This window comes from Methyloversatilis sp. (assembly GCF_030698125.1).
GTDB lineage: Bacteria > Pseudomonadota > Gammaproteobacteria > Burkholderiales > Rhodocyclaceae > Methyloversatilis.
This window is the reverse complement of sequence record NZ_JAUYNV010000047.1, coordinates 41,949-64,445: the sequence shown is the minus strand read 5'-3', so window position 1 is coordinate 64,445 and position 22,497 is coordinate 41,949. Positions and strand designations below refer to the sequence as shown.

At 64.9% G+C, this 22,497-nt stretch carries 25 protein-coding genes; 14 read left to right on the top strand and 11 right to left on the bottom strand.

Annotation, left to right across the window (positions count from 1 at the left end; all coding sequences use genetic code 11):
* Nucleotides 1-22 precede the first annotated feature (22 nt).
* Complete coding sequence (mltG, locus tag Q8Q80_RS15440) at nucleotides 23-1,036, bottom strand: endolytic transglycosylase MltG (protein WP_305633769.1); 1,014 nt, start codon at nucleotides 1,034-1,036, stop codon at nucleotides 23-25.
* A 111-nt stretch (nucleotides 1,037-1,147) separates the two neighbouring features.
* Between mltG and Q8Q80_RS15435 the strand changes: the two genes are divergently transcribed.
* From Q8Q80_RS15435 to Q8Q80_RS15415, 5 genes are all read left to right on the top strand, one after another.
* Nucleotides 1,148-2,170 carry a folate-binding protein YgfZ gene (locus Q8Q80_RS15435; protein WP_305633768.1) on the top strand — a complete coding sequence of 341 codons (1,023 nt, stop codon included), beginning with the start codon at nucleotides 1,148-1,150 and terminating at the stop codon, nucleotides 2,168-2,170.
* A complete protein-coding gene (locus Q8Q80_RS15430; RefSeq protein ID WP_305613039.1) occupies nucleotides 2,170-2,463 on the top strand; it encodes a DUF4936 family protein in 294 nt (97 codons plus the stop codon). Before Q8Q80_RS15435 ends, Q8Q80_RS15430 begins: the two co-directional genes overlap by 1 nt.
* Before the next feature lie 19 nt (nucleotides 2,464-2,482).
* Nucleotides 2,483-3,274 (top strand): NRDE family protein, encoded by a 792-nt coding sequence (locus Q8Q80_RS15425; RefSeq protein ID WP_305633767.1) that lies wholly within the window; start codon nucleotides 2,483-2,485, stop codon nucleotides 3,272-3,274.
* Nucleotides 3,275-3,378: 104 nt separating this feature from the next.
* The gene (locus Q8Q80_RS15420) at nucleotides 3,379-5,103 is read left to right on the top strand and encodes an ATP-binding protein (protein WP_305633766.1); all 1,725 of its coding nucleotides are present in this window, start codon (nucleotides 3,379-3,381) and stop codon (nucleotides 5,101-5,103) included.
* Nucleotides 5,100-5,504 carry a two-component system response regulator gene (locus tag Q8Q80_RS15415; RefSeq protein ID WP_305633765.1) on the top strand — a complete coding sequence of 135 codons (405 nt, stop codon included), beginning with the start codon at nucleotides 5,100-5,102 and terminating at the stop codon, nucleotides 5,502-5,504. Before Q8Q80_RS15420 ends, Q8Q80_RS15415 begins: the two co-directional genes overlap by 4 nt.
* Here Q8Q80_RS15415 and Q8Q80_RS15410 read toward each other — a convergent pair.
* The 8 genes from Q8Q80_RS15410 to Q8Q80_RS15375 all read right to left on the bottom strand — a co-directional run bounded on the left by Q8Q80_RS15410 (nucleotide 5,474) and on the right by Q8Q80_RS15375 (nucleotide 11,907).
* On the bottom strand, nucleotides 5,474-5,902 hold the full coding sequence (locus tag Q8Q80_RS15410) for a GNAT family N-acetyltransferase (RefSeq protein WP_305633764.1): 429 nt from the start codon (nucleotides 5,900-5,902) through the stop codon (nucleotides 5,474-5,476). The genes Q8Q80_RS15415 and Q8Q80_RS15410 overlap by 31 nt on opposite strands.
* The gene (locus Q8Q80_RS15405) at nucleotides 5,899-6,378 is read right to left on the bottom strand and encodes a L,D-transpeptidase (RefSeq protein WP_305633763.1); all 480 of its coding nucleotides are present in this window, start codon (nucleotides 6,376-6,378) and stop codon (nucleotides 5,899-5,901) included. Before Q8Q80_RS15405 ends, Q8Q80_RS15410 begins: the two co-directional genes overlap by 4 nt.
* Nucleotides 6,378-6,854 (bottom strand): tRNA adenosine(34) deaminase TadA, encoded by a 477-nt coding sequence (gene tadA / locus Q8Q80_RS15400; protein ID WP_305633762.1) that lies wholly within the window; start codon nucleotides 6,852-6,854, stop codon nucleotides 6,378-6,380. The genes Q8Q80_RS15405 and tadA overlap by 1 nt, the downstream gene beginning before the upstream one ends.
* Nucleotides 6,855-6,872: 18 nt before the next feature.
* Nucleotides 6,873-7,742, bottom strand: a complete 870-nt coding sequence (gene xrtB / locus Q8Q80_RS15395; protein WP_305633800.1) for an exosortase B — start codon at nucleotides 7,740-7,742, stop codon at nucleotides 6,873-6,875.
* A gap of 61 nt (nucleotides 7,743-7,803) precedes the next feature.
* On the bottom strand, nucleotides 7,804-8,667 hold the full coding sequence (gene epsG / locus Q8Q80_RS15390; protein WP_305633761.1) for a chain length determinant protein tyrosine kinase EpsG: 864 nt from the start codon (nucleotides 8,665-8,667) through the stop codon (nucleotides 7,804-7,806).
* A gap of 13 nt (nucleotides 8,668-8,680) precedes the next feature.
* The gene (gene epsF / locus Q8Q80_RS15385; RefSeq protein WP_305633760.1) at nucleotides 8,681-10,069 is read right to left on the bottom strand and encodes a chain length determinant protein EpsF; all 1,389 of its coding nucleotides are present in this window, start codon (nucleotides 10,067-10,069) and stop codon (nucleotides 8,681-8,683) included.
* A 12-nt stretch (nucleotides 10,070-10,081) separates the two neighbouring features.
* Complete coding sequence (gene epsE, locus Q8Q80_RS15380; protein WP_305633759.1) at nucleotides 10,082-10,885, bottom strand: polysaccharide export protein EpsE; 804 nt, start codon at nucleotides 10,883-10,885, stop codon at nucleotides 10,082-10,084.
* A 71-nt stretch (nucleotides 10,886-10,956) separates the two neighbouring features.
* Nucleotides 10,957-11,907: an EpsD family peptidyl-prolyl cis-trans isomerase gene (locus Q8Q80_RS15375; RefSeq protein WP_305633758.1), complete on the bottom strand. Its 951-nt coding sequence runs from the start codon at nucleotides 11,905-11,907 to the stop codon at nucleotides 10,957-10,959.
* A gap of 279 nt (nucleotides 11,908-12,186) precedes the next feature.
* Between Q8Q80_RS15375 and Q8Q80_RS15370 the strand changes: the two genes are divergently transcribed.
* The 5 genes from Q8Q80_RS15370 to Q8Q80_RS15350 are packed head-to-tail and all read left to right on the top strand — an operon-like array spanning nucleotide 12,187 to nucleotide 16,279.
* Entirely contained in the window at nucleotides 12,187-12,516 is a 330-nt protein-coding gene (locus Q8Q80_RS15370) for a hypothetical protein (protein WP_305633757.1), read from the top strand.
* Between the two features lie 6 nt (nucleotides 12,517-12,522).
* On the top strand, nucleotides 12,523-12,834 hold the full coding sequence (locus tag Q8Q80_RS15365) for a DUF3301 domain-containing protein (protein WP_305633756.1): 312 nt from the start codon (nucleotides 12,523-12,525) through the stop codon (nucleotides 12,832-12,834).
* 40 nt (nucleotides 12,835-12,874) lie between these two features.
* Nucleotides 12,875-14,677, top strand: a complete 1,803-nt coding sequence (gene pabB, locus Q8Q80_RS15360) for an aminodeoxychorismate synthase component I (RefSeq protein WP_305633754.1) — start codon at nucleotides 12,875-12,877, stop codon at nucleotides 14,675-14,677.
* 7 nt (nucleotides 14,678-14,684) lie between these two features.
* Nucleotides 14,685-15,746 (top strand): aminopeptidase, encoded by a 1,062-nt coding sequence (locus Q8Q80_RS15355; protein ID WP_305633753.1) that lies wholly within the window; start codon nucleotides 14,685-14,687, stop codon nucleotides 15,744-15,746.
* Nucleotides 15,743-16,279, top strand: coding sequence for an adenine phosphoribosyltransferase (locus tag Q8Q80_RS15350; RefSeq protein ID WP_305633752.1), 537 nt, complete (start codon nucleotides 15,743-15,745; stop codon nucleotides 16,277-16,279). The genes Q8Q80_RS15355 and Q8Q80_RS15350 overlap by 4 nt, the downstream gene beginning before the upstream one ends.
* A gap of 7 nt (nucleotides 16,280-16,286) precedes the next feature.
* Here the strand turns inward: Q8Q80_RS15350 and epsL are convergent, their stop codons facing one another.
* Nucleotides 16,287-17,510, bottom strand: a complete 1,224-nt coding sequence (gene epsL / locus Q8Q80_RS15345) for an XrtB/PEP-CTERM-associated polysaccharide biosynthesis outer membrane protein EpsL (RefSeq protein WP_305633751.1) — start codon at nucleotides 17,508-17,510, stop codon at nucleotides 16,287-16,289.
* Nucleotides 17,511-17,714: 204 nt separating this feature from the next.
* Here epsL and Q8Q80_RS15340 point away from each other — a divergent pair, with 204 nt between their 5' ends.
* From Q8Q80_RS15340 to Q8Q80_RS15325, 4 genes are read left to right on the top strand one after another with little or no spacing between them, the layout of a single operon-like run.
* Nucleotides 17,715-19,049: an undecaprenyl-phosphate glucose phosphotransferase gene (locus tag Q8Q80_RS15340; protein WP_305633750.1), complete on the top strand. Its 1,335-nt coding sequence runs from the start codon at nucleotides 17,715-17,717 to the stop codon at nucleotides 19,047-19,049.
* Nucleotides 19,039-19,413: a VanZ family protein gene (locus Q8Q80_RS15335; protein ID WP_305633749.1), complete on the top strand. Its 375-nt coding sequence runs from the start codon at nucleotides 19,039-19,041 to the stop codon at nucleotides 19,411-19,413. The genes Q8Q80_RS15340 and Q8Q80_RS15335 overlap by 11 nt, the downstream gene beginning before the upstream one ends.
* On the top strand, nucleotides 19,410-20,057 hold the full coding sequence (locus tag Q8Q80_RS15330) for a lytic transglycosylase domain-containing protein (RefSeq protein ID WP_371132775.1): 648 nt from the start codon (nucleotides 19,410-19,412) through the stop codon (nucleotides 20,055-20,057). The genes Q8Q80_RS15335 and Q8Q80_RS15330 overlap by 4 nt, the downstream gene beginning before the upstream one ends.
* A complete protein-coding gene (locus Q8Q80_RS15325) occupies nucleotides 20,057-21,340 on the top strand; it encodes a TIGR03862 family flavoprotein (protein ID WP_305633748.1) in 1,284 nt (427 codons plus the stop codon). The genes Q8Q80_RS15330 and Q8Q80_RS15325 overlap by 1 nt, the downstream gene beginning before the upstream one ends.
* On the opposite strand, the gene Q8Q80_RS15320 is transcribed toward Q8Q80_RS15325, so the two are convergent.
* Nucleotides 21,328-22,341, bottom strand: a complete 1,014-nt coding sequence (locus tag Q8Q80_RS15320) for a class 1 fructose-bisphosphatase (RefSeq protein WP_305633746.1) — start codon at nucleotides 22,339-22,341, stop codon at nucleotides 21,328-21,330. The two genes, Q8Q80_RS15325 and Q8Q80_RS15320, sit on opposite strands and share 13 nt — an antisense overlap.
* Nucleotides 22,342-22,497 lie beyond the last annotated feature (156 nt).

Genomic DNA, 22,497 nt, shown 5'->3' with positions numbered 1-22,497 from the left:
TGCGGTCATTCGTTATCTGCATTCATTTGCGTTCACCCTTCGCCGGACGGCGCTGATAGCGGTCGACGGCGCGGTTGTGTTCGGCCAGCGTGCGCGAGAACTCGCTGCTGCCATCGCCGCGTGCGACGAAGTAATAGTAGGGGCTGGGCGCCGGATTGAGGGCGGCATCGATCGCTGCCCGACCGGGCAGCGCGATCGGCGTCGGCGGCAGGCCGCCCCGGGTGTAGGTGTTGTACGGCGTATCGGCACGCAGATGGGCACGCGTGAGATTGCCATCAAAACGCTCGCCCAGACCGTAGATCACGGTCGGATCGGTCTGCAGCGGCATGCCGACACGCAGGCGATTGACGAACACCGACGCGATCTTCGGCCGGTCGGCGGCGGTACCGGTTTCCTTTTCGATGATGGACGCCATGATCAGCGCGTCCTGCGGCGTGCGATACGGCAGATCGGCCGGGCGCTTTTCCCACGCCTGCGCAAGCTGGGCCTGCATCGCGTGATGCGCGCGTCTGAGCACCGCAATATCGCTGTCGCCCGTGGCGAACAGATAGGTGTCGGGGAAAAACCAGCCTTCGGCGAATGTCGCATCGCTGCCGATGCGCGCAAGCAGTTGCGCATCATCCAGCGCAGCGGCTTCCTGCAGCAGATCCGGATGCGCCGCCAGCGCCGCGCGGGCCTGGCGCCAGGTCCAGCCTTCGATCAGCCGCACTTCGCGCAGCGTCACGTCGCCGCGCGTCATCATTTCGAGCAGCTCGACCGGCGTCAGCCCGCTGCGGAAGGCATAGCTGCCGGCCTGCAGTTTCGTACCGTCAACGGCAACCCGCCCGATCAGCCCCATCAGTGCCGGCTCGACCGGCACACCGGCTGCGGCAATCTGACGCGTCGCCTGGCGCAGGGCCGTTCCGGGGCGCAACGTGAATTCGACCGCTTCGCCCTCCCAGACCAGCGGACGCTGGGCATACCAGGCCAGCGCAGCGGCGGCAGCAAGCGCAGCGAACAGCGCGGCCAGGATGAGACGGACGAGAACACGGATCATGCAGAAAAGGCGGGGGACGGGCGGCGCAGCACGCCGGGTCGCATATGTTAACCTCTCCCACGTGGTCGCCGACCGTCTGCATCAACCGCCTGACTTCCGTTTCCGCCTACCATGACCTTCACCGATCTTCTCCCGGCCGGCACAGTGGCCAACGATGGCCAGTTTCCGGCCATGCAGGATGCCGCCGCCGAAATGCGCGCAGCGCATGACGCGACCGTGCTCGTGCCGCTGAGTCACCTGTCACGCCTGCATGCCGACGGCGAGGACGCCTCGGCTTTCCTGCACAACCTGCTGACGCAGGACGTCAAGGGCCTGCCGGCCGACACCGCGCGGCTCGCCGGCTTCTGCAGTGCGAAGGGACGTCTGCTGGCCGCGTTCACGATCTGGCGCGAGGGCAGCGCCGTGGTCGTGCAGTTGCCGACAGCGCTGGCCGAACCGATGCGCAAGAAGCTGTCGATGTATGTGCTGCGCTCGAAAGTGACGCTTTCCGACAGCAGTGCGGCGCGCCCGGCGCTGGGGCTGGCGGGCGGCAACGCCGTCGCTGCGCTGGATTCAGCCGGGCTGACCGTGCCAGCGGCGGTGATGGCCACTACAAGCACCGACGGCGTGACGGTGCTGAAGCTGGCCGAAGAACGATTTGAAATCGTGCTGCCGGCGGAACGCCTGGTGCCGCTGTGGAACGCACTGTCGGCGCACGCAACGCCCGCCGGCACCCCGGTCTGGCGGCGCTTCGACATCCGCGACGGACTGGTCAGCATATGGCCTGAAACGCAGGAGTCCTTCGTGCCGCAGATGGTCAATCTCGAACTGACCGGCGGCGTCAATTTCAAGAAGGGCTGCTATCCGGGACAGGAAATCGTCGCCCGCACCCAGTATCTGGGCAAACTCAAGCGGCGCATGTACCGCGCGCAGGCCGACTGCCCGCCCCCGCCGGCCGGAACACCGGTGTATGGCGCCGACACGAACGATCAGGCCTGCGGCGAAGTGGTCGATGCGGTCGTCCATCCGGATGGCGGCTGTGAATTGCTGACCGTGATCCAGATGTCGAGCACGACAGCCGGCCCTGTGAAACTGGCCGGCCCGGATGGCGCCGCGCTGACGCTGCTGCCGCTGCCCTACTCGCTGGGTGAGTGATGGCCGTGCGGATCGACTACTTCGTCTATTACCGCATCGATGCCGGGCGCGAAGCCGAGCTGCTGGCGGCGCTGGCCACCATGCAGGCCTCGCTGCACGCGGCGACCGGCATCGCCGGCCGGGTGCGGCGCCGGCTCGACGACCCGTCGACCTGGATGGAAAGCTACGAAGGCGTCAGCGACCAGTACGAATTCGAGATCGAGCTGGGCAGTCACGCGTTCCGCCATGGTCTGTACGAACTGCTGGCCGAAGGCAGCCGGCGCCACATGGAACGTTTCCGCGCGCCCGGATGAGTGACCGGACAGCTCCGTCATGTGCCTGATCGCCCTCGGCTGGCGGGTGCGGCCCGACATGCCGCTGCTGGTCATCGCCAATCGCGACGAATTTCATCGCCGCCCGACCGCACCGCTGGCTTTCTGGCCGGACGCGCCGACCGTGCTGGCCGGGCGCGACCTGCAATCCGGCGGCACCTGGATGGGCGTCACCCGCGAAGGCCGCTTTGCTGCGCTGACCAATTTCCGCGATCCGTCCGCGCAGCGCCCGGACGCCCGCTCGCGCGGCCTGCTGGTATCCGGTTTCCTGACCGGCCACGCAAGCGGGCCGGATTACGCGGACACGCTGCGTCGCAACGGTGGCGACTACAACGGCTTCAATCTGCTGCTGTGCGACGGCAGCTCGCTGATATGGATCGGTCACCCGGGCGACGGCAAGGTCGACGTGCACACGCTCGAACCGGGCCTGCACGCCGTATCCAACCACCTGCCGGGCACGCCGTGGCCCAAGCTGTTACGGGCGCTCGACGGCGTTGCGCGAATGCTGGGCAAGCCGGAGGCTGACGAGGCACCGGCCTTCGACACGCTCACCGGCCCGGCCTTCGCGGTGCTCGCCGACGACACGCCAGCGGACGACGCCGACCTGCCTGACACCGGCGTCGGTATCGAGTCGGAACGCCGGCTGTCGCCGGTTTTCATCAGCGGCGAGGAGTACGGCACCCGATCAGGCACCTTGCTGCAGCTGACCGACAGCTACCTGTGTGTCGAAGAGCGTCGCTACGGCCGCGCAGGCCGATACCAGGGCGCATCGCGATTCAGTCTTCAGCATTGAAGGCCGACGAACCCCTTTTTTGCACGTATGCGATCAAGTTTCGTCTCTAATATGTCGAAAAAGCAGATTGTCGCGGCCGCGTCCCCGCTTACACCCCCCGTCCAATGATCGCCGCACCGCTGCCTTCCGGAGAAACGCAACGACTTGCCGCACTGCACGGTACGACGCTGCTCGACACGCCTGCCGAGGTGTCGTTCGACGACCTGACACGTCTGGCATCGATGATTTGCGGTACGCCGATGGCTGCGATCAGCCTGGTGGACCAGGACCGGCAATGGTTCAAGTCGCGCATCGGGGTCGATGTGCCGGAAACGCCCCGCGACATCGCCTTCTGCGCCCACACCATCCTGCAACCCGACGTGATGACGGTGGGCGACGCACAGCACGACGCGCGTTTTCACGATAATCCGCTGGTGACCGGCCCCATGGGTTTGCGCTTCTACGCCGGCGCGCCGCTCGACATCGGCACGGGCGAGCGCATCGGCGCACTGTGCGTGCTGGACGTCGTGCCGCGCCAACTCGATGACGCCCAGCGCGAGGCGCTGGCTGCACTGGCGCGTCAGGTGGTCGCGCAGATCAGGTTGCGCGACAAGGTGATTGCGCTGCAGGAAGCCACCGCACGCCAGTCGCTGTTCGAGCAGCAGCTGCAGCGCTTCAACGAGGAAATGCTGGCGCTGGTTGCACTGCGCACGCGCGAACTGCAGCAGGCGCGCGACCAGGCGGAACTGTATTTTGATGTCGCCGGCAACATGATGGTGGTCACCGATGTGACAGGCCGGATCGAACGCGCCAACCGCCGCACGGATGAGGTTTTGTGCCGTCCAAGCGGGTCGCTGCGCGGCGAGGACTGGTTCGACCTGTGCTTCCCGGCGCAGGAACGCGCAGAAGCCCGAGCATTCTTCACCGGCCTGATCGGCGCCGGAAGTGACAGTTCGCGTCGTTTCCACGGTCGGGTGATGACATCGGACGGACGATTCCGCACGGTGGCATGGCACACCACGCGCCTGGTCGATGAACGCGGCATCGGCATTGGTCTGCTCGGCATGGGTGAAGACATCACGGCCCGGCTCGAAGCCGAAGAACACCTGCGCCGGACGCTGGACGAACTGGAGCGCAGCAACATGGGGCTGCAGCAGTTCGTGCATGTCGCCTCGCACGACCTGCGCGAGCCGATCAACTCCATCCTCAACTTCGCCAAGCTGCTGGCGCGCGACCGGCATGAGGCGGACAGCGAGCGCATCGACCGCTACATCGATTTCATCCTGCGCGGCGGAGAGCGCCTGCGCACGCTGGTCAATGACCTGCTTTCCTTCGTGCGCATCGACAACAGCGAAGCGCGGCTTGACCGCGTGGACCTGAATGAAAGCCTCGAAGACACCCGGCAGATACTGTCCGACGCGATCGAAAAGGCCGGCGCCACGCTGCACGTGGCCCCGCTGCCGGCGGTGCGGGGCGACCGCACCCTGCTCGGCCTGCTGCTGCAGAATCTGGTCAGCAATGCGCTGAAGTTCAAGCGGTCCGACGAGGCGCCGGTCATCCGCATCCGGGCCGAATCGGATGAACACGAGCTGCGCATCCAGGTGATCGACAACGGCATCGGCATCGCGGACGGCTTTCACGAGAAGATTTTCGGCGTGTTCCAGCGTCTCCACTCGCGCTCGGAATATGAAGGCACCGGTCTTGGCCTTGCGTTGTGCCGGCGCATTGCGGACATGCACGGTGCGCGGCTTTACGTGGAGTCGGAAGAAGGCCGCGGCAGCTGTTTCGTGCTCGCGTTGCCACTGTCGGCCTGCCTGCCGACCGCACCGCCACGGATGGTCGCCGCATGACCACGCCCTTGCTGCGCACCATCATGCTGATCGACGACAGCGAAGCCGACAATTTCTTCCACGGCCTGCTGCTGGAACGTTCCGGGCTGGCGTTGCGCCTGAAGGTATTCGAATGGGCGGAGAAGGCGCTCGCGTGGTTTGCCGACAACCCATGCCACGATGTCGATCTCGTGCTGCTCGACATCAACATGCCACGCATGGACGGCTTCGAATTTCTCGACCGCTTTCATCTGCTGCCCGAGGAGCACAAGGGCGACGCGCGCATCTGCATGCTCAGCTCATCACCGCTCGACCACGAACGCGAACGCGCGATGGGTTATCCGCGGGTCGCGGATTTCATCGTCAAGCCCCTGGAGAACGAAACGCTGCCTCAGCTGGCGAGGGTGCGCACCATCCGCTGATGCTCGATGCCGACTTCGTCGAACGTCGGCCCCTCGGCGGCGAATCCGGCCTTTTCGTAGAAACCGGTGGCGTGTATCTGGGCGTGCAACTGCAGCAAGGGCAGGCCGCCCTGTTGCGCCGAGTCGATCAGCGCATCGAGAATGGCGCGGCCGATTCCCTGCCCGCGCCAGGCCGCCCGTACCGCCATGCGCCCTATGTGTCCGTCCGGCAGCAGGCGTCCGCAGGCCACCGGCGCGCCCTCGATGCACGCCAGTGCATGCCGGCTGATTGCGTCGTCGGCATCCCACTCCAGCTCGGCCGGAATGCCCTGTTCGACGATGAATACCGCCTCGCGCACCGTCCTCAGCGCCGGTTCGAGCGATGCCCAGTCCCCGACAACGACAGTCAGCGCGCTCAATCGCGGATATCCACCGGCGTGCCGGCCGGCACCAGATCGAACAGTTCGATGATGTCGCGGTTGCGCATGCGCACGCAACCTATCGACCCGGGTACCCCCATCTCGGCCGTGTCCGGACTGCCGTGCAGGTAGATGAAGCGGCGCATCGTGTCGACCTCGCCCAGGCGGTTGAAGCCCGGCTCGCAACCGGACAGCCAGAGGATGCGGGTCAGTATCCAGTCCCGGCCGGGGTGACTGGCCGCGAGCTCGGGCGACCAGCATTCGCCGGTCGGGCGGCGGCGCACGAACACCGTGTTGGCCGGCATGCCGGCGCCGATGCGCGCCCGAATCACATGGCGTCCGCGCGGCGTGCAGTAGCTGCCGCGCTGCTCACCGCTGCCGTTGCGCGCGGTGGATACACGGTAGCGACGGATCAGCACATCACGATCGTCGTACAGCTGCATCCACTGGGTGGGAATGTCGAGCGCCAGGCGCATCAGGCGGTATCGGTGCGACGCCGGCGGGCGGCGAAGAAATCGCTCAGCACACGGCCGCATTCCGCTTCGAGCAGCCCGGATTCGACCGTCGCGTGGTGATTCAGACGCGCTTCGGCAAACAGGTCAGTCACGCTGCCGCAGGCACCGGTCTTGGGATCGCGCGCCCCGAACACCACGCGCGCGATGCGCGCATGCTGGATCGCGCCGCTGCACATGGCACAGGGTTCGAGCGTCACGTACAGCGTACAGCCCGGCATGCGGTAATTGCCGAGGGCCTGACCGGCTGCGCGCAATGCCATCACTTCGGCATGCGCCGTCGGGTCGTGCGCCATGATGGGCCGGTTGTAGCCGCGACCGACGATTTCACCGTCGCATACGACGACTGCACCCACGGGTACCTCACCCAGCGCCCCGGCCTCGCGCGCGAGCCCGAGCGCTTCGTTCATGAATCCGAGGTCGGTGTCTGCACTGCTCATGAACGCCGCCCGCCGGGTTCAGCTGGGGCGTGGTTCGGCCACCCGCACGCCGAAGCGCAGCATCGAATCAACGCCGATGATGAGGATGAGCGCGCTGATGAACAGCACCATGCCGGCAAAGCCATGCAGGAAGCCCTGGCCCGCCTCGTCGCCGAAGTGGTAAGTGATCAGCGTCAGCACGATGACCCGGATGACGTTGGCGCAGAACGAGATCGGCACGATCAGGATGGCCAGCGTGATGTTGCGGCTCAGCGAATCGTGCTTCACCAGATTGAGATAGAGCAGGCCGAGCGCTTCGAGCGTGAACAGCGAATGCAGGCCGGCGCAGGCGTCCGCCACCAGCAGCTGGTACTGGCCGATAACGAGGATGACGCCAGTGCGTGCGATCGGGTAACCCAGGGCGTACAGCAGATGTTCGGCCGCCCACGACACGCCCATCTTCATCGGCTGGGTGATGGTGTCGACCAGCACACCGGGCAACGGAATCATGAACAGCATGAAAAACAGCGGAAACCACAGCCTGAGCAGCGTCGACTTGCCGAAGAACACCAGCAGCAGGCCGGCCAGCAGCGGAATCAGCGAGCCGATTTCGAAGATCAGGATGTCCTGCGAGCGCCCGAGCGCGTACAGCAGCAGCGCAAACACCAGTACCGGCCAGCCCAGCGCAGGCGCCGGGGAGTACTCGATGCTGTCGGCGATTTCGTTCCACTTGGTGTACAGCAGCCACAGCGAAACCGCGAGCACGATCGGGCCGTGCGCGTTTTCGTCGGTGGCCCAGATACCGTTGAACAGGTCGTGGAAGCTCGGCCCGTACATCGCCGCCATGCCGGCGATGACGATCCAGAACGGCGCCCAACCGGCGGACAGTGCATGCAGGCCGAGCCGCATCGAAGACTGGGAAGACATGGACGGAAGATTCACGAGCGGGAAACCCCTTGGACCGGGAACATCAGGGCTCGTTCATCACCGAGCCGACCACGGTGGCGCTCGCGGTGACCAGTTCGTCGGCCAGGCGATGCAGGCGCGATGCACGGCTCACGTTCTTGCGCGCCACCATCAGCGCGCCACTGGCGCGCACGGCGATGGTCTGTGCGTCGGCGTATTCGGCGCCCGCCGGCGTATCGATCAGGATCACGTCGAAATCCTTCGCCAGCTGGGCAAGCAGCTGACTGAACATCGGCCGCGACAGCAATTCCTGCGGATTCGGCGGCACTGCGCCCGCCGGCATGACGCACAGGTCAAGCAGCGCCGGGACGCGTTGCACGGCTTCCGGGCCACCGCGTCCGGCCAGCGTTTCCGACAGTCCGAGCCGGTTGCTGACGGAAAACATCGTGTGCTGGCGCGGATTGCGCATGTCGGCATCGATCAGCAGCGTGCGCTCGCCGAGCTGCGAAAAAACCACCGCCAGATTGGCAGCGATGAAGCTGCGCCCTTCGCCACGTTCCGGGCTGACGATGGCCAGCGTCTTGCGTTCGGCTTCGGCATCGAACCAGCGCAACATCAGCTGGCTGCGCAGCGCGCGCAATTCTTCCACCTGGTGCGTGAAGGGACGATAAGCCGCGACAACCTCGTCGCTGACACTGCTTTCGCCAGGTTGCAGGAAGGGATAGTCGAACTGGCGCGACAGCGCGAACTGGATGTCCGATTCCTTCAGCAGACCGAGCGAGATCGCCGCGTCGCCAAAACGCAGGCCACCGTCGCGCTGCGCGCGCAGGATGCGTTCGGCACCGTCCGGGCTGAGCCGGCCGGCGTCGATCAGGATGGCGCCGATGGCCCGGCCGGAGCCGGTGTCGAGCGAAGTGGATGCATTCATTCCAGAGTGTCCTTCAGGCTGCGGCTGCGCGGGCACGCTTGGCGCCCTTGCCGAATTTGGCGGTCGAAATCAGACCCAGTACGGGCACCCCGAGAAGCTGCTGCAGGTCATCGTCACCGCGGATGCGCTGGTCGAGCAGTTCAAGCAGCAACACGGTACCCACGGCCAGCAACACGCCGAGGAACACGGCAACCAGCGTATTCAGCAGCAGGTTCGGACTGGAATGTTCCAGCGGCGGCGTGGCCGGCGTCAGCACAACGATATTGGTCTGCGTGGTCTGACTTTCCAGGGTGGTCTGCGTGAAGCGCTGAGCGACCGCGTCGTAGGCACGCTGCGCACTTTCGACCTCGCGCTGGAGCACCGCCAGATCGTCACGCTGCTTCTTCAGTTCCAGAACCTTGTCTTTCTGCGCCGCCAGCGATGCCTTGACCTCGGCTTCCCGCTGCACATTGACCCGGTTGCTGGTGCCCAGCGTGCTGGCGACCTTCTTCATTTCCGCTTCGAGCTTGGCGCGCAGCGAATCCACTTCGCCCTGCGCGCGCTGGTACTCCGGATGATTGCGCCCGAAGCGCTGGCTGGCGTCGGTCATGCGCGCCTCGCCGCGTGCAAGCTCGGACTTGAGTCCGATGATGAGCGAATTCTGCTGCACTTCCGGCAGCGTTTCGATCTGCGACTGGCTGACCTGTGCCTGACGCGACGCGCTGTCGCTGCGCTGCGCCTGGATCGCGGTGTACTGGCTCGACAGCTCGGCCAGACGGGCACTTTCGATGTCGAGGCGCTCGTCCGTGTTCACGATGCCGGTTTCCTGCTGGAATTCGGACAACTTGGTCTGCGCCTGTTCAAGCGCTTCGCGCAGCGACTTTGACTGAGTCGAGAACCACGCAGCGTATTGCTTGGCCGGCTCGATCTTCAGTTCGAGATTGGTGTCGATGTAGGCCTGGGCAAAGGCATTGGCCACAGCGGCGGAAAACGCCGGATCCTGGCCGGAAAACGCGATTGCCAGCACGTTGGACTCACGCGACGGGCGCACATCGAGTTTCTTTTTCAGCAACTCGGCGAAGTAGGCATCGATCGAGCCCCTGCCGTCGGTCGCCTCGCGCCACTGCTCGACCGCCTGCGCACTCTTTTCGAAACCAAGCATCCGCACGACGCGCTGTGCAACGCGATCCGACGTCACGATGTCGATCTGCGTCGCCATGTAACCCGGCGACACCAGGCCCGGCAGCGTGACGCCAAGAATCGGATCCGGCGACTTGACATCGATCAGCACCGACGCAGCCGATTCGTATTGCTTGGGCAGAACGAGGCTCACCGCCACGGTCGTTGCAACAACCACGAAAAGCACGGCGAGCCCGACCAGCCAGCGTGCGCGAAGAATCAGAAGAAACTGCTGGAAAGTCATGAATTCATCCGATCAGAAAAGGCTTTCGCGCACATACACGACATCATCACTTTGCAGTGGCAACGCCATTTCGGGTTCCATCGTATCAACCTGACCCGACGCGTTGCGGCGATGCAGCCGGATCCGCTTGTCGGTGCCGCGCAATGTGATGCCGCCACCCTGGGCGAGCGCCTGCATGACCGACATGCCGCGCTCCAGGCGATAGGCCCCCGGGCGATTGACCTCGCCATAAATGTAGAACACCGGGGCGCGATGGACGTAAACCATGTCGCCGCCCTGCACTGCGATGTCCGATTTCATGCCGTCCGGCTGGAACAGCGAAGGCACGTCGACTTCCATGCGGAACGGCTCGCCGTTGCGCGTGCCGACCAGCGTCACCACGTCAGCACCATTGACCGACGCCCCCCCGGCAATGGCCAGGATGTCGGTCACCGTAGTGCCGGCAATCTCGATCGGGTAACGCCCCGGGCGATTCACCTGCCCGAGCACCGAAACCTGGTTGCCGCGGATCTGCAGTACCAGCACATTGACCTGTGGCTTCAGCACGAAGCCGCCTTCACGCAGCTTGTCGGCGATCAGTTTTTCGGTCGCCGGCAGCGTGAGGCCACCGACATTGACCGCCCCGATCAGCGGATAGGTAATGCTGCCGTTTTCGGTCACCCGCGTTTCAACGGTGAGATCGGGATTCTGGAATACGGTCACGCGGACCACGTCGCCGGAACCCAGCGCATATTCACGGGCATCGACCGCATGGGCCATCGGCAGCAGGAGTACGCTGAACCAGAATGCACACAGCAGGCGCAAAAACTTCGTCATGGTGGAACCATCCAGGTGATGAAGGTGATTGAAGCCCTCTGGAAGAGGGCCGGAAAGTGCCGCCGGAGCCCTTACTTGAGACCCGACAAGCCCTTGTCCACCGCAGTACCCGCATCAGGCGACGCTGCCGGAGGCGTTTCCGCCGCCGATACCGGCGCAGCAGGTGCCGCCGGCTCATCGACTGGCGCGCTGAATTCACCGAGGTACTCGATCTTGCCCGTGTCACGCAGCTTCTTGACCTCGGCCTTCGCCAGTTCGGTCTTGCGCTGATTGAACAGGAACTGTTCGATCACCGGCTGAGCGGCCTTCTCGTCGACCGGCACGCTGCGCGACGCCGCCACTTCAAGCAGCAGTATCGTGTTGCCGGAGCGAACGATGCCGACCTGGCCATCGTTGAGCTTGTGAATGTTCTTGACCATTTCCAGCGGCAGCTGCTCCGCCGGCTTGGTCACTGCGTTGGCCGTGAAGCGCACATTCTCCGACCGCAGCCACTCGGCAACCTGCTGCATGTTGCGCGGTTCCGCCATGTACCCCTGCAGCTTCGGCATGAATTCCGCGCCAGCCTGGATCGCAAGTTCGCGCAGGCTGAAGATGCGCCGTTCGGAGAACAGCTCTGGGTGTTCGGCATAGTACGCGCTGATTTCGGCCTCGGTCGGCTTGGGCGCCACCGCGGAAACCTGTTCGAGGTAGGCACGGGAAAGCACCTCGCGCTTGGCCGCTTCGATCGCCTGCAGGGTTTTCGGGTCGCGGTCGAGCTTCTTGTCGATCGCCTGCTGGACAAGCAGTTCCTGGTCGATCAGTCGTTCCAGCACCTGACGGCTCGCAGCCTTCGCCTGTTCGGGACTGCTCACATTGGTGCGCTGCATGACCTGATTGATCTGATGCACCGACACTTCGCCGCCGTTGACCTTCGCTGCGACCTGTGTCGCGACCTTCTTGTCACCGCTCTCTCCGCCGCACGCCGTCAGCATTGCCGTCGCCAGAATGGAAAGAACGAGTGCTCGACCTGCGTGGTGTGACATGTTGTCCCCGAAAAATTTGTTGCGAATTTGTGACACTTAGGTCGATTGCGAAGATAGCCCAAGTCCTCAAGCATTAACAGTACCCGCGCAGTGTTACGGCGCCATTGCGTGAAATGTTTCCGTAATGGAGCGGACTCCGGATGTGTGTTTGCACAATGTTTCAAGTTCAGCCGCGCGCGCGCCTGCTGCCATACGGTCCCGGGCGTGAGCGATCAGGCAGGTGTGGCGGGTATGGCGGCACAGGCTAGAATCGGCGCTGATCCTGCATCCGGTTTCACCATGTCCATTCCAGCCGATTCCTTTCTCAGCGCCCTGCAGGTTTTCGCGGCCCATGAACGCATGGATCCGCTGATGCTGCTGTGCAAACTTACCGAAGAATGCGGCGAACTGGCCGAGGCCGTGCTGGTCGAGCGCGGTTTCAAGCCGCACAAGACGCTGGAACCGGAAGCCGCCATTGCTGAAGCGGCCGACGTGCTGTTGTGCATGTTGCTGGTTCTGAGCCGGCTTTACCCGGGACTGACACCCGAACAGCTGGCCGCCCGGCTGTCGCAGCAGGCCGACCACAAACTCGCGCGCTACGTCGCGCGCCAGCCCGCACTGCGGGCCTGAGCAACCATGCCTGTATTTGAACTCAGTGCATTGCTGCTTATCGGAGGCCTGATATGGTTGTGGCTGGACAGCCTCAGCGCCCGCGAAATCGGCATGGAAGCGAGCCGGGCAGCCTGTCATGCCGACGGCGTGCAGCTGCTCGACGACACCGTTGCCATCCGCAAGGCCTGGCTGGCACGCGACGACTACGGACAGATGCGCATCCAGCGCACCTATGGCTTCGAATACAGCGATGACGGCACACGGCGCCGGCAGGGTTCGGTCACCTTGATCGGCAAGCGGGTGGTCGCGCTGTACATCGCACCCCACATCATCTGACACGTCCGACCTTGAACCGCCCGAGCACAGCCGCCTGCCCATGACTTTCATACTGGATTTCGCGTCGCCCAGCCGGCTGCCCCGGCGTCTGGTGTTCGGCCAGCCGGTGGAAATCGTGCGAGCCGAAACGCCCGCTGCCGTCAGGCCGGCACTGCAGCGCGTGGCGCGGGCTGCGCGCGACGGTCTGCATGCGACGGGTTTCGTGGCGTACGAGGCCGCCCCGGCATTCGACCGCGCCGCCCGCGTTCTGCCGGGCAATGCCTTGCCGCTGGTGTGGTTCGGCCTGCACGAGGCGCCGCTCGACGCCCCGCCCCATGCGCCAGCCGCCTTTTCGGTGTCCGGGTGGACGCTGGACACCCCGCGCGAACGCTACGAACAGTGCATCGAGGCCATCCATGCCGCGATCCGGCGCGGTGACGCCTACCAGATGAACTACACCATCCGCGCGCTGGCGTCGTTCGAAGGCGATGCGCGGGCTTTCTACGAGCGCCTGCGGGTCGCCCAGCAGGCCGATTTCTGCGCCTACGCCGACATCGGCAGCCATCGCATCCTGTCCGCCTCGCCCGAACTGTTCTTTTCCTGGCAGGACGGCGTGCTCACGACACGGCCGATGAAAGGCACGGCACGCCGCGGCCAGTTGCCGCGCGAGGATGCTGAACTAGCGCGCTGGCTGCGTGACTCGGAAAAGAACCGCGCCGAAAACCTGATGATCGTGGACCTGCTGCGCAACGACTTGTCGCGGCTGTCGATGCCAGGCGGCGTGCAGGTGCCGCACCTGTTCTCGATCGAGAACTATCCGACCGTACTGCAGATGACGTCCACCATCACCGCACGCACGCGCCCTGAAGTGACGATCGAGGATGTGTTCGCCGCGCTGTTTCCGTGCGGTTCGATCACCGGCGCGCCCAAGCTCAAGGCGATGGACATCATTTCGGATCTGGAAACCACGCCGCGCGAAGTCTATTGCGGCGCGATCGGCCATATCGCGCCGGGCGGCGCAGCCCGGTTCAACGTCGCGATCCGCACCGTCACGCTGGACGTGGCCAGCGGACAGATGCGCTGCGGTCTGGGCGGCGGCATCACATGGGATTCGGTGGCAGCCGACGAGTACGAGGAGGTGCGCACCAAGAGCCGCTTCCTGTCCCGGGCCGCGCGGGATTTCGAGCTGCTCGAAACCCTGCTGCTTGAAGATGGCCAGTACGCGTTGCTGGAACGACACCTGTCGCGGCTTGCCTCGTCGGCGCGCTTCTTCGGCTTCGACGCCCCGGATGCGGCCCGCGCAGCACTCGAAGCCCACGCGCTGCGCCACCCGACAGGCCGCTTCCGCGTGCGTCTGCTGTACGGCGCCGATGGCACGGTGCGGCTCGACAGCACGGTCGCCGGCAGCGCCGACACGCGTGTCTGCAGCGTGCGCCTGGCGGTCGAACCGGTGTCGCGCGCCGAACCTTTCCTGTATCACAAGACGACCCGTCGCTCGGTCTATGACGCCCACTTCTCGCACTGTGCCGGCTCCGCTTTCGATGTGCTGCTGTGGAACGACGCCGGCGAGCTGACCGAGTTCACACGCGGCAACCTGGTGCTCGACATCGACGGCGAACAACTGACGCCCCCCGTATCCAGCGGCCTGCTCGATGGCACCTTGAGGCGCGATCTGGTGGACAGCGGCGTGCTGCGCGAACAGGTACTGACGCGCGATGATCTTCCCCGGGCGCAACAGATATGGTTCATCAACAGCGTACGCGGCTGGATCCCCGTCAATCTCGACGTGAGCCCGGCCGACACCACACCGGTGCCGGTGCCCGCCTACGCAGACCCGTTCGCCGGTGACCGTGACGCGGGCTGAGTCAACATTGCGGCGCCTGTTCCTGTTGTGCCTGACGCCGCTGATCGTCGGCTGCAACGGCAGCTTTTCGCCGCATTACTACTGGCAGGCGGCCAGCGGACAGTTCGAACTGTGGCGACTGGCCAGACCGGTCGGACAGGTCGGTGCCGACCCTGCGACGCCGCACACCTTGCGCGAAAGGCTGGCGCTGGCGGTCGAGATCCGCGACTGGGCCAGCCGCGAAATGGCACTGCCGGACAACGGCAGCTACCGTCGTTACGCCGATCTGGGCCGGCCCTACGTCGTGTGGAACGTGTTTTCCGCCGATCCACTGTCGGTGCAGCCGGCCCAGTCCTGCTTCCCCATCGCGGGCTGCGTCAGCTACCGCGGCTTCTTCAGCGAAGCCGACGCGCGGGCCTACGCCGAAGCACGCCGCGCTGAAGGACTCGATGTGCATGTCGGCGGCGTGCCGGCCTACTCGACACTCGGCTGGTTCGACGATCCGCTGCTGAACACCTTCATGCACTACCCGGAAATCGAACTGGTGCGGCTGATCGTGCACGAGTTGTCGCACCAGATCGTCTATGTGCGCGACGACACCGAATTCAACGAATCCTTTGCCAGCGCAGTGGAAGAAGAAGGCGTGCGGCGCTGGCTGATGCGGCCGGGCAAGGACGCCCTGCGCGCGGGGTTCGAACGCAACCAGCGCATCCGCGCCGATTTCGCCGCGCTGGTGCTGAAGTACCGTGATGCACTGGACGAGGCCTACCGGTCGTCGTCGAGCGAGGCTGAAAAACGGCAGGAAAAGGCACGCCTGATCAGCGCACTCGGCGATGAATACGTCCGCATACGCGACCGTGACTGGGGTGGCTTTCGTGGCTACGACCGCTGGTTCGCGCAGGACATCAACAACGCCACCCTGGCGTCGATCGGCCTGTACAGCGCGGCCAGGCCTGCCTTCACGCGGCTGATCGACGCGTCTCCCGACCTGCCTGCCGTCTGGGCAACCCTGCGAGAGCTTGCCGCGTTGCCGCGCGACGAACGCCGCGCCCGCCTCGATCTGCCACCGGCAAAGGACCCGATCCGATGAACACCGCCGACGCACGCCACCTGCAGGCGCTGATCCGGACCATTCCGGACTTCCCGTCGCCCGGCATACAGTTCCGGGACGTGATGCCGCTGCTGGCTGACGCGCACGGCTTCGCGCGGGCGATCGAAGCGCTGGCCGAAGACATCGCACCGCACAGCATCGATCTGGTCGCCGCCATTGAAGCGCGAGGATTCCTGCTTGGCGGCGCCGTGGCGCAACGGCTCGGTTGCGGCCTGCTGCCGGTGCGCAAACCGGGAAAGCTTCCCGGCCCGAACCATGGCATCGATTACGCGCTGGAATATGGCAGCGACCGGCTGGAAATGCAGGTCGGGGCGGTGCAGCCGGGCGCCCGGGTGCTGGTGATCGACGACCTGATCGCCACCGGCGGTACGGCGCTGGCCTGCGGTGAATTGATTGCCCTGGCGGGCGGCGTAGTCGCCGGCTTCCGCTTCCTGATCGACCTGCCCGATCTCGGTGGCACGGCGCGACTCGCCGCGCGGGGCTGGGACGCCCGCGCGCTGCTGCGCTACTGAAAGGCGGTCAGAAAACGTACTGCAGAGAAGCGGACACGCTGCGCACGCGGTACTGGAAGAACTGATTGTTCGATTCACGCTCGTCGCGGCGCACCTCGACATTGGCCGACAGGTTGCGCTCGATCGCCCACGTTGCGCCAAGACTGTAGGTGGTCAGATCTTCCTCGCGCGACGGCCCCACAACGCCAAGCGCGGTAAAGAAGGTATCGCCCTCGCCATCGCGCGCGACCCATTGCGCCCGACCATCGACGCGGATCTTGCCGGTGGCCTGCCAGACCGGTGCAATGGTGTAGGTGGTGGTGCGGAAATAGCTGGAAAAGTTGTCGTCCAGCGATGAAATCTGCCGTTCGGCCTGGAAATTCACGGCCGTATGTCCGGTCGGCTGCCATTCCCAGCCGACCCGGCCATAGACATCGTCGTAATCGCGCTGCGGCACATTTTCGTGCTCGCGCTTCGACTGGCCGATGGCGCCCGACAATCGCGAGTGGCCGACCGGCTGCCAGCGCACGCGCGCCTCGATGTCCTTCTGCTTGTAGGAGTTGGTCTGGTTGAGGACAGGCAGACGCTGCGGATAATCGCCATCGCTGCGCCGCCCGAGCAGTTCGAACTGCGTGCCGCCGCGCGTGGTGTAGCGTACGCCGGCCTCGAGACGCTCGATGTCCAGATCATTGCGGCGCCGGATTTCCGTGCTGTTGCGCCAGGTGTCCTTGCTCACACCGCCGAACAGCGACCAGTAGGCGTCTATCTTGTATGCACCGTCGAAACGCAGGCTTTCCGCATCGATGATGTTCTTGGCCAACACGGTCGACCGGAAATCGCCGAATCCGCCGAGGGATTTGCGGTTGGTGTAGCGAAGATTGCCCGAGAAATCACTGCCGACCTGCATCTGCCAGCCGGCGGCAATGTTCTGGCCTTCGTAGTCGAGCAGCGTCAGATCGTTGTAGCGCACGGCTGATTGCGAGGCGCTCGCAGTCAGGCGCTGACGTCCCACCATCTTGTCGGCGGTGAAACCGAGGGTGGCCGTCCAGCTGTGATCGCCGCGCGGCGTGTTCGGACCGAAAGACGTCGGCTCGAATCCGTCGGGCAGATAGAACACGTTGTCCTGGTACTGCCAGGCACCGGACGTCACGAGGCTGAATACATCGCCCTCCCCGGCGAACGCACACAGCGGGAAGGTCAACATCAGCAGGCACTGCAGCGAGCGCGGAAGAAGCGAAAGGTTTTTATTCATTGCACTAAAATAGTATGGCTGCAGACTGTGACGCTTTCCTTGCCGACGCACAAATCGTAAAAATTGAACAACTGCAGTCCGTTATTCTACGGCGACGCATTTCCCGAAGACCCTCCCAGCTTGAACACATCGGTTTCAATCTCAATGCTCGCCAAGTTTGAGCGTAACACTTCCGTATTGCGGGCACCGCTAAGTCTTCCCGGAATGGTCGAGATGTTCCTCGACCCGCTGTCGCTCATCCTTTCGCTGATTGCGTGCGCCCTGTACTTCGGCGATACGGTCGACGCACGCTATGTCGTGCTGTCGCTGGTGGTGTTTTCGCTGTCCTTTCCGGGCTCGTCGCTGCTCAGCATGCGGCCGCGTCGTGTGCTCCGGCAGTGCGTCATCAACTGGATGCTGATCGCGTTCATCCTGCTGTTCTTCGGTTACGCGAGCCAGTACATCGAAAATTTTCCGATCGACGTCGTGGGCGCGTGGCTCGTGGCCGCGCCGGCGACCCAGCTGGTGGCCCACTTCACCGCACGGGCCTATCTGAAACGGTCTGCCGCGCAGGTGGAAAACCAGACGCGGGTCATCATCGTCGGCTGCAACGACATCGGCGTGCAACTGGCTGAACAGTTTGCCTTCAACCCCTTCCTCGGCATTCATTGCCTGGGCTATTTCGATGACCGTTCGCCGGAGCGGATCACCCAGCTCAACGGTCACCCGCTGCTCGGGCGGCTCAGCGAACTCGCCGCCTATGTGAAGACCCAGCGCATCGACCAGATCTATCTCGCGTTGCCCATGGCCAGCCAGCCGCGCATCCTCGCGTTGCTCGACGATCTGAAGGACACCACGGCCAGCGTGTTCTTCGCACCGGACATTTTCCTGACCGACCTGATCCAGGGCCGCATGGACTACGTTGCCGGCGTGCCGGTGGTGGCGGTGTGCGACACACCATTCACCGGCATCAATGGCCTGGTCAAGCGCAGCAGCGACATGGTGCTGTCCTGCCTGATCCTGCTGCTCATTTCGCCTCTGCTGCTGGGCATTGCCATCGGCGTGAAAATGACTTCACCCGGCCCGGTCCTGTTCCGGCAGCGCCGCTACGGTCTCGACGGCCGTGAAATCGTGGTCTACAAGTTTCGCTCGATGACGGTGCAGGACGACGGCGCAGTGGTGAAGCAGGCGACGCGAAACGATCAGCGCATCACGCAATTCGGCGGTTTCCTGCGCCGCACCTCGCTCGACGAACTGCCTCAGTTCATCAATGTGGTGCAGGGGCGGATGAGCATCGTCGGTCCGCGACCGCACGCCGTGGCGCACAACGAAACCTATCGCAAGCTGATCAAGGGCTACATGGTCCGCCACAAGGTCAAGCCGGGCATCACCGGCTGGGCGCAGGTGAACGGCTACCGGGGCGAAACCGAAACGGTCGACAAGATGCAGAAGCGCATCGAATACGACCTGGAATACCTGCGCAACTGGTCGATCGGCCTTGACCTGTGGATCATCGTCAAAACCGTCGCGGTGGTGTTCAAGGACCGCAATGCGTACTGAAGCCGTGAAGCGCCCGCCGGTCATCCAGTGGCTTGCGATGGCGGTCGCCACGCTGATGATTGCCAGTCTGATCAGACTGGGCGAGACCGAACTCGCGGTCGGGTTGATTCCCGGCCCGTGGGACAAACTCGCCCACATGGCCACCTTCGGCACCATCGCATTTTCACTCTGGCTCGCACTCGGCCAGCGCTGGCTCTACAGCTGCGCCGTCTTCGCATTCGCGATCGCGCTGTACGACGAATGGCGCCAACTGGCACTGCCCGGCCGCGAAGCCGAGCTGGCGGACCTGCTTGCGAACGGCATCGGCATCGTTCTCGCCGTACTGCTTGCACGCTACATTGCGGCCCGAGGCATCCGGTCATGATGCGCCGGATGTTCGTGCTGCTGCTTGCCGGCCTGCCCTTGCTGGCGCATGCAAATGGCTCGGAATACCAGCTCAGGCTGGGCGATGGCACGACCTACCGCCTGCTTCAGCCGGAACTGTTGCGGGTCAGCGAAGTGGAACAGCGGGAAGCCAGGCGGCAGGCATTGAGCGGGCTGCCATTCGCCGCACAGATCGAACAGGCGGCGGTGGCGGGCGGCATCGACCCGGAACTGCTGCATGCCGTCGTGCAGGCGGAATCCGCCTACAACCCGCGCGCCGTGTCACCCAAGGGCGCGCTCGGTCTGGCGCAGATGATGCCGGCGACGGCACGGGCCTATGGCGTGACCGACGCCCTGAAACCGGTCGACAACCTGCGTGCCAGCGCACGCCACCTGCGCGACCTGCTTGATGACTTCGGCGACGTCGAACTGGCACTGTCTGCCTACAACGCCGGTGCCGGCGCGGTCCGCCGGCACGGCGGCATGCCGCCCTACGCGGAAACGCGTGCCTACGTGCCACGCGTGAGCGACCGCTACGAAGCGCTCAAGCGCCTCGCTGCACCGCCCGAACCGGTCGTGCCGCCCAGCCCGTACAAGCTGCGTGCCGACAGCAACGAGATGCGCCTCATCCAGTCCGCCAACTGATGCACGCCAGTCTGCCGCCCGCGCTGGATGTCGCCATCGTCGGTGGCGGTCCGGCCGGCCTGATGGCCGCCGAGGTCCTTTCGTCCGCCGGCATCCGGGTCGATCTGTTCGACGGCAAGGCTTCGGTCGGTCGCAAGTTCCTGCTGGCCGGCAAGGGCGGGCTCAACCTCACGCACAGTGAAGCCGCGCCACATTTCATCGAACGCTTCCGCGAGCGCAGCGACGACGTCGCGCGCTGGCTGGCCGGCTTTGACGCCGACGCCCTGCGCGCCTGGTCGCACGGGCTGGGCATTGACACCTTCATCGGCTCATCCGGCCGTGTCTTTCCGAGCGACCTCAAGGCCGCGCCGCTGCTGCGCGCCTGGCTGACACGTCTGCGTGCGGCGGGCGTGCGCTTCCACATGCACCACCGCTGGACCGGCTGGGACGCCGACGGCCAGCTGTGTTTTCGCACGCCGGACGGCGATGTCGTCCGACCGGCCGCTGTCACGCTGCTGGCACTCGGTGGCGCCAGCTGGCCGCAACTGGGTTCCGATGGCAGCTGGACGACGTTGCTCGAAAGCCGTGGCGTCGCGGTGTCGCCGCTGCGCGCAGCGAACTGCGGCTTCGACGTCGCATGGAGCAACCATTTTGCGCAGCGGCACGCGGGCGTGCCGCTGAAGAATGTGCGTATCGGCTTCACCGACATGAATGGCCGGTCGATCTCGCGCAGCGGGGAATGCCTGGTCAGCGCCAGCGGCCTGGAAGGCAGCCTGATCTATGCGCTGTCTGCCGCGCTGCGCGAGCGGCTGGAGGCCGACGGCTTTGTCGATATTGCACTCGATCTGCTGCCGGCGCACGAGTCGGCGCGGGTGCTCGCCGAAGCCGCCCACCCGCGCGGCGCGCGCTCACTGTCGTCGCATCTGGCCGGACGACTGGGCATCAACGGCGCGAAAGCCGGATTGTTGTTCGAGGTACTCGACAAGGCGGCACTGAGCGATCCGGCGCGCATCGCGGCCACCCTCAAAGCCCTGCCGCTGCGCCTGACTGCCACCCGGCCGGTGGCCGAAGCCATCAGTACCGCCGGTGGCGTGACGCTGGAGTCGCTCGATGCCGACCTCATGTGCAAGGCGCTGCCCGGAGTGTTCTGTGCCGGCGAAATGCTCGACTGGGAAGCGCCGACCGGCGGCTATCTGCTCACCGCCGGCATGGCGAGCGGCCGCGTCGCGGCCGCCGGCATGCTCAGGCGGCTGGCCGCCGGGCAAGGCCAGGCTGCCATTCAGGCCGCATTTCAGGCCGAGTGATAACCCAGCACGCGCTCGACCTCGTTCTTGGACCCCAGGATGACCGGCACCCGCTGATGCAGCTTTTCCGGCTGCACGTCGAGGATGCGCTGATAGCCGGTCGTCGCCGCGCCGCCGGCCTGCTCGATCAGCATGGCCATCGGGTTCGCTTCGTACATCAGGCGCAGCTTGCCGGGCTTGGTCGGGTCTTTCGTGTCCTTCGGGTACAGGAAAATGCCACCGCGGGTCAGGATGCGATGCACGTCGGCCACCATCGACCCGACCCAGCGCATGTTGTAGTCCTTGCCGAGCGGGCCGGTCTTGCCGGCGATCAGTTCGTCGATGTAGCGTTTGACCGGCGCCTCCCACGACCGCGCATTCGACGCGTTGATCGCATACTCCTTCGTGTCATCCGGAATGCGCATGCTGGCCGTGGTCCTGACGAAACTGCCGGTTTCGCGATCCAGCGTGAAGGCATGCACGCCCTCGCCCAGCGTCAGCACCAGCTGGGTCGCCGACCCGTACACCGCGTAGCCGGCCACCAATTGGCGCGTACCGGGCTGCAGGAAGGCGCTTTCATCCACGGGTGCGGCGCCGCCATTGGCGAAATCCGGGCAGCGCAGCACCGAAAAGATGGTGCCGGTCGAAATGTTCACATCGATGTTCGACGAACCATCGAGCGGATCGAACAGCAGCAGGTACTCACCTTTCGGGTAGCGGTTCGGGATCTGGTGCGGCGCGTCCATTTCCTCCGACGCCATCGCTGCCAGGTGACCGCCCCACTCGTTCGCTTCGAGCAGGATTTCATTGGCGATCACGTCGAGCTTCTTCTGTACCTCGCCCTGCACATTCTCGCCGCCCGCTTCACCGAGCGAATTGGTCAGTCCGCCCTTGCCCACCGCGTTGCCGATCGCCTTGACGGCGCGCGCCACCACCTCGACCAGAAAGCGCAACTCGGCGCTGATGCGCTCGCCGTCGCGCTGTTGCTGGATCAGGAACTGGCTGAGGGTGATGCGGGACATGGGGTACGGCTCCGTAGGGTCAGAAAATCGATTATCGTGCACAGCACCATGAAACGCCTCGCACGATTTCACGCCGACTGCGGTTTCGATCGTATTTCCGGCCCCGCGACGGTGCTCACAAGGAACCTGCAGCGTGCTACGGCAGTCCTGAAGGTG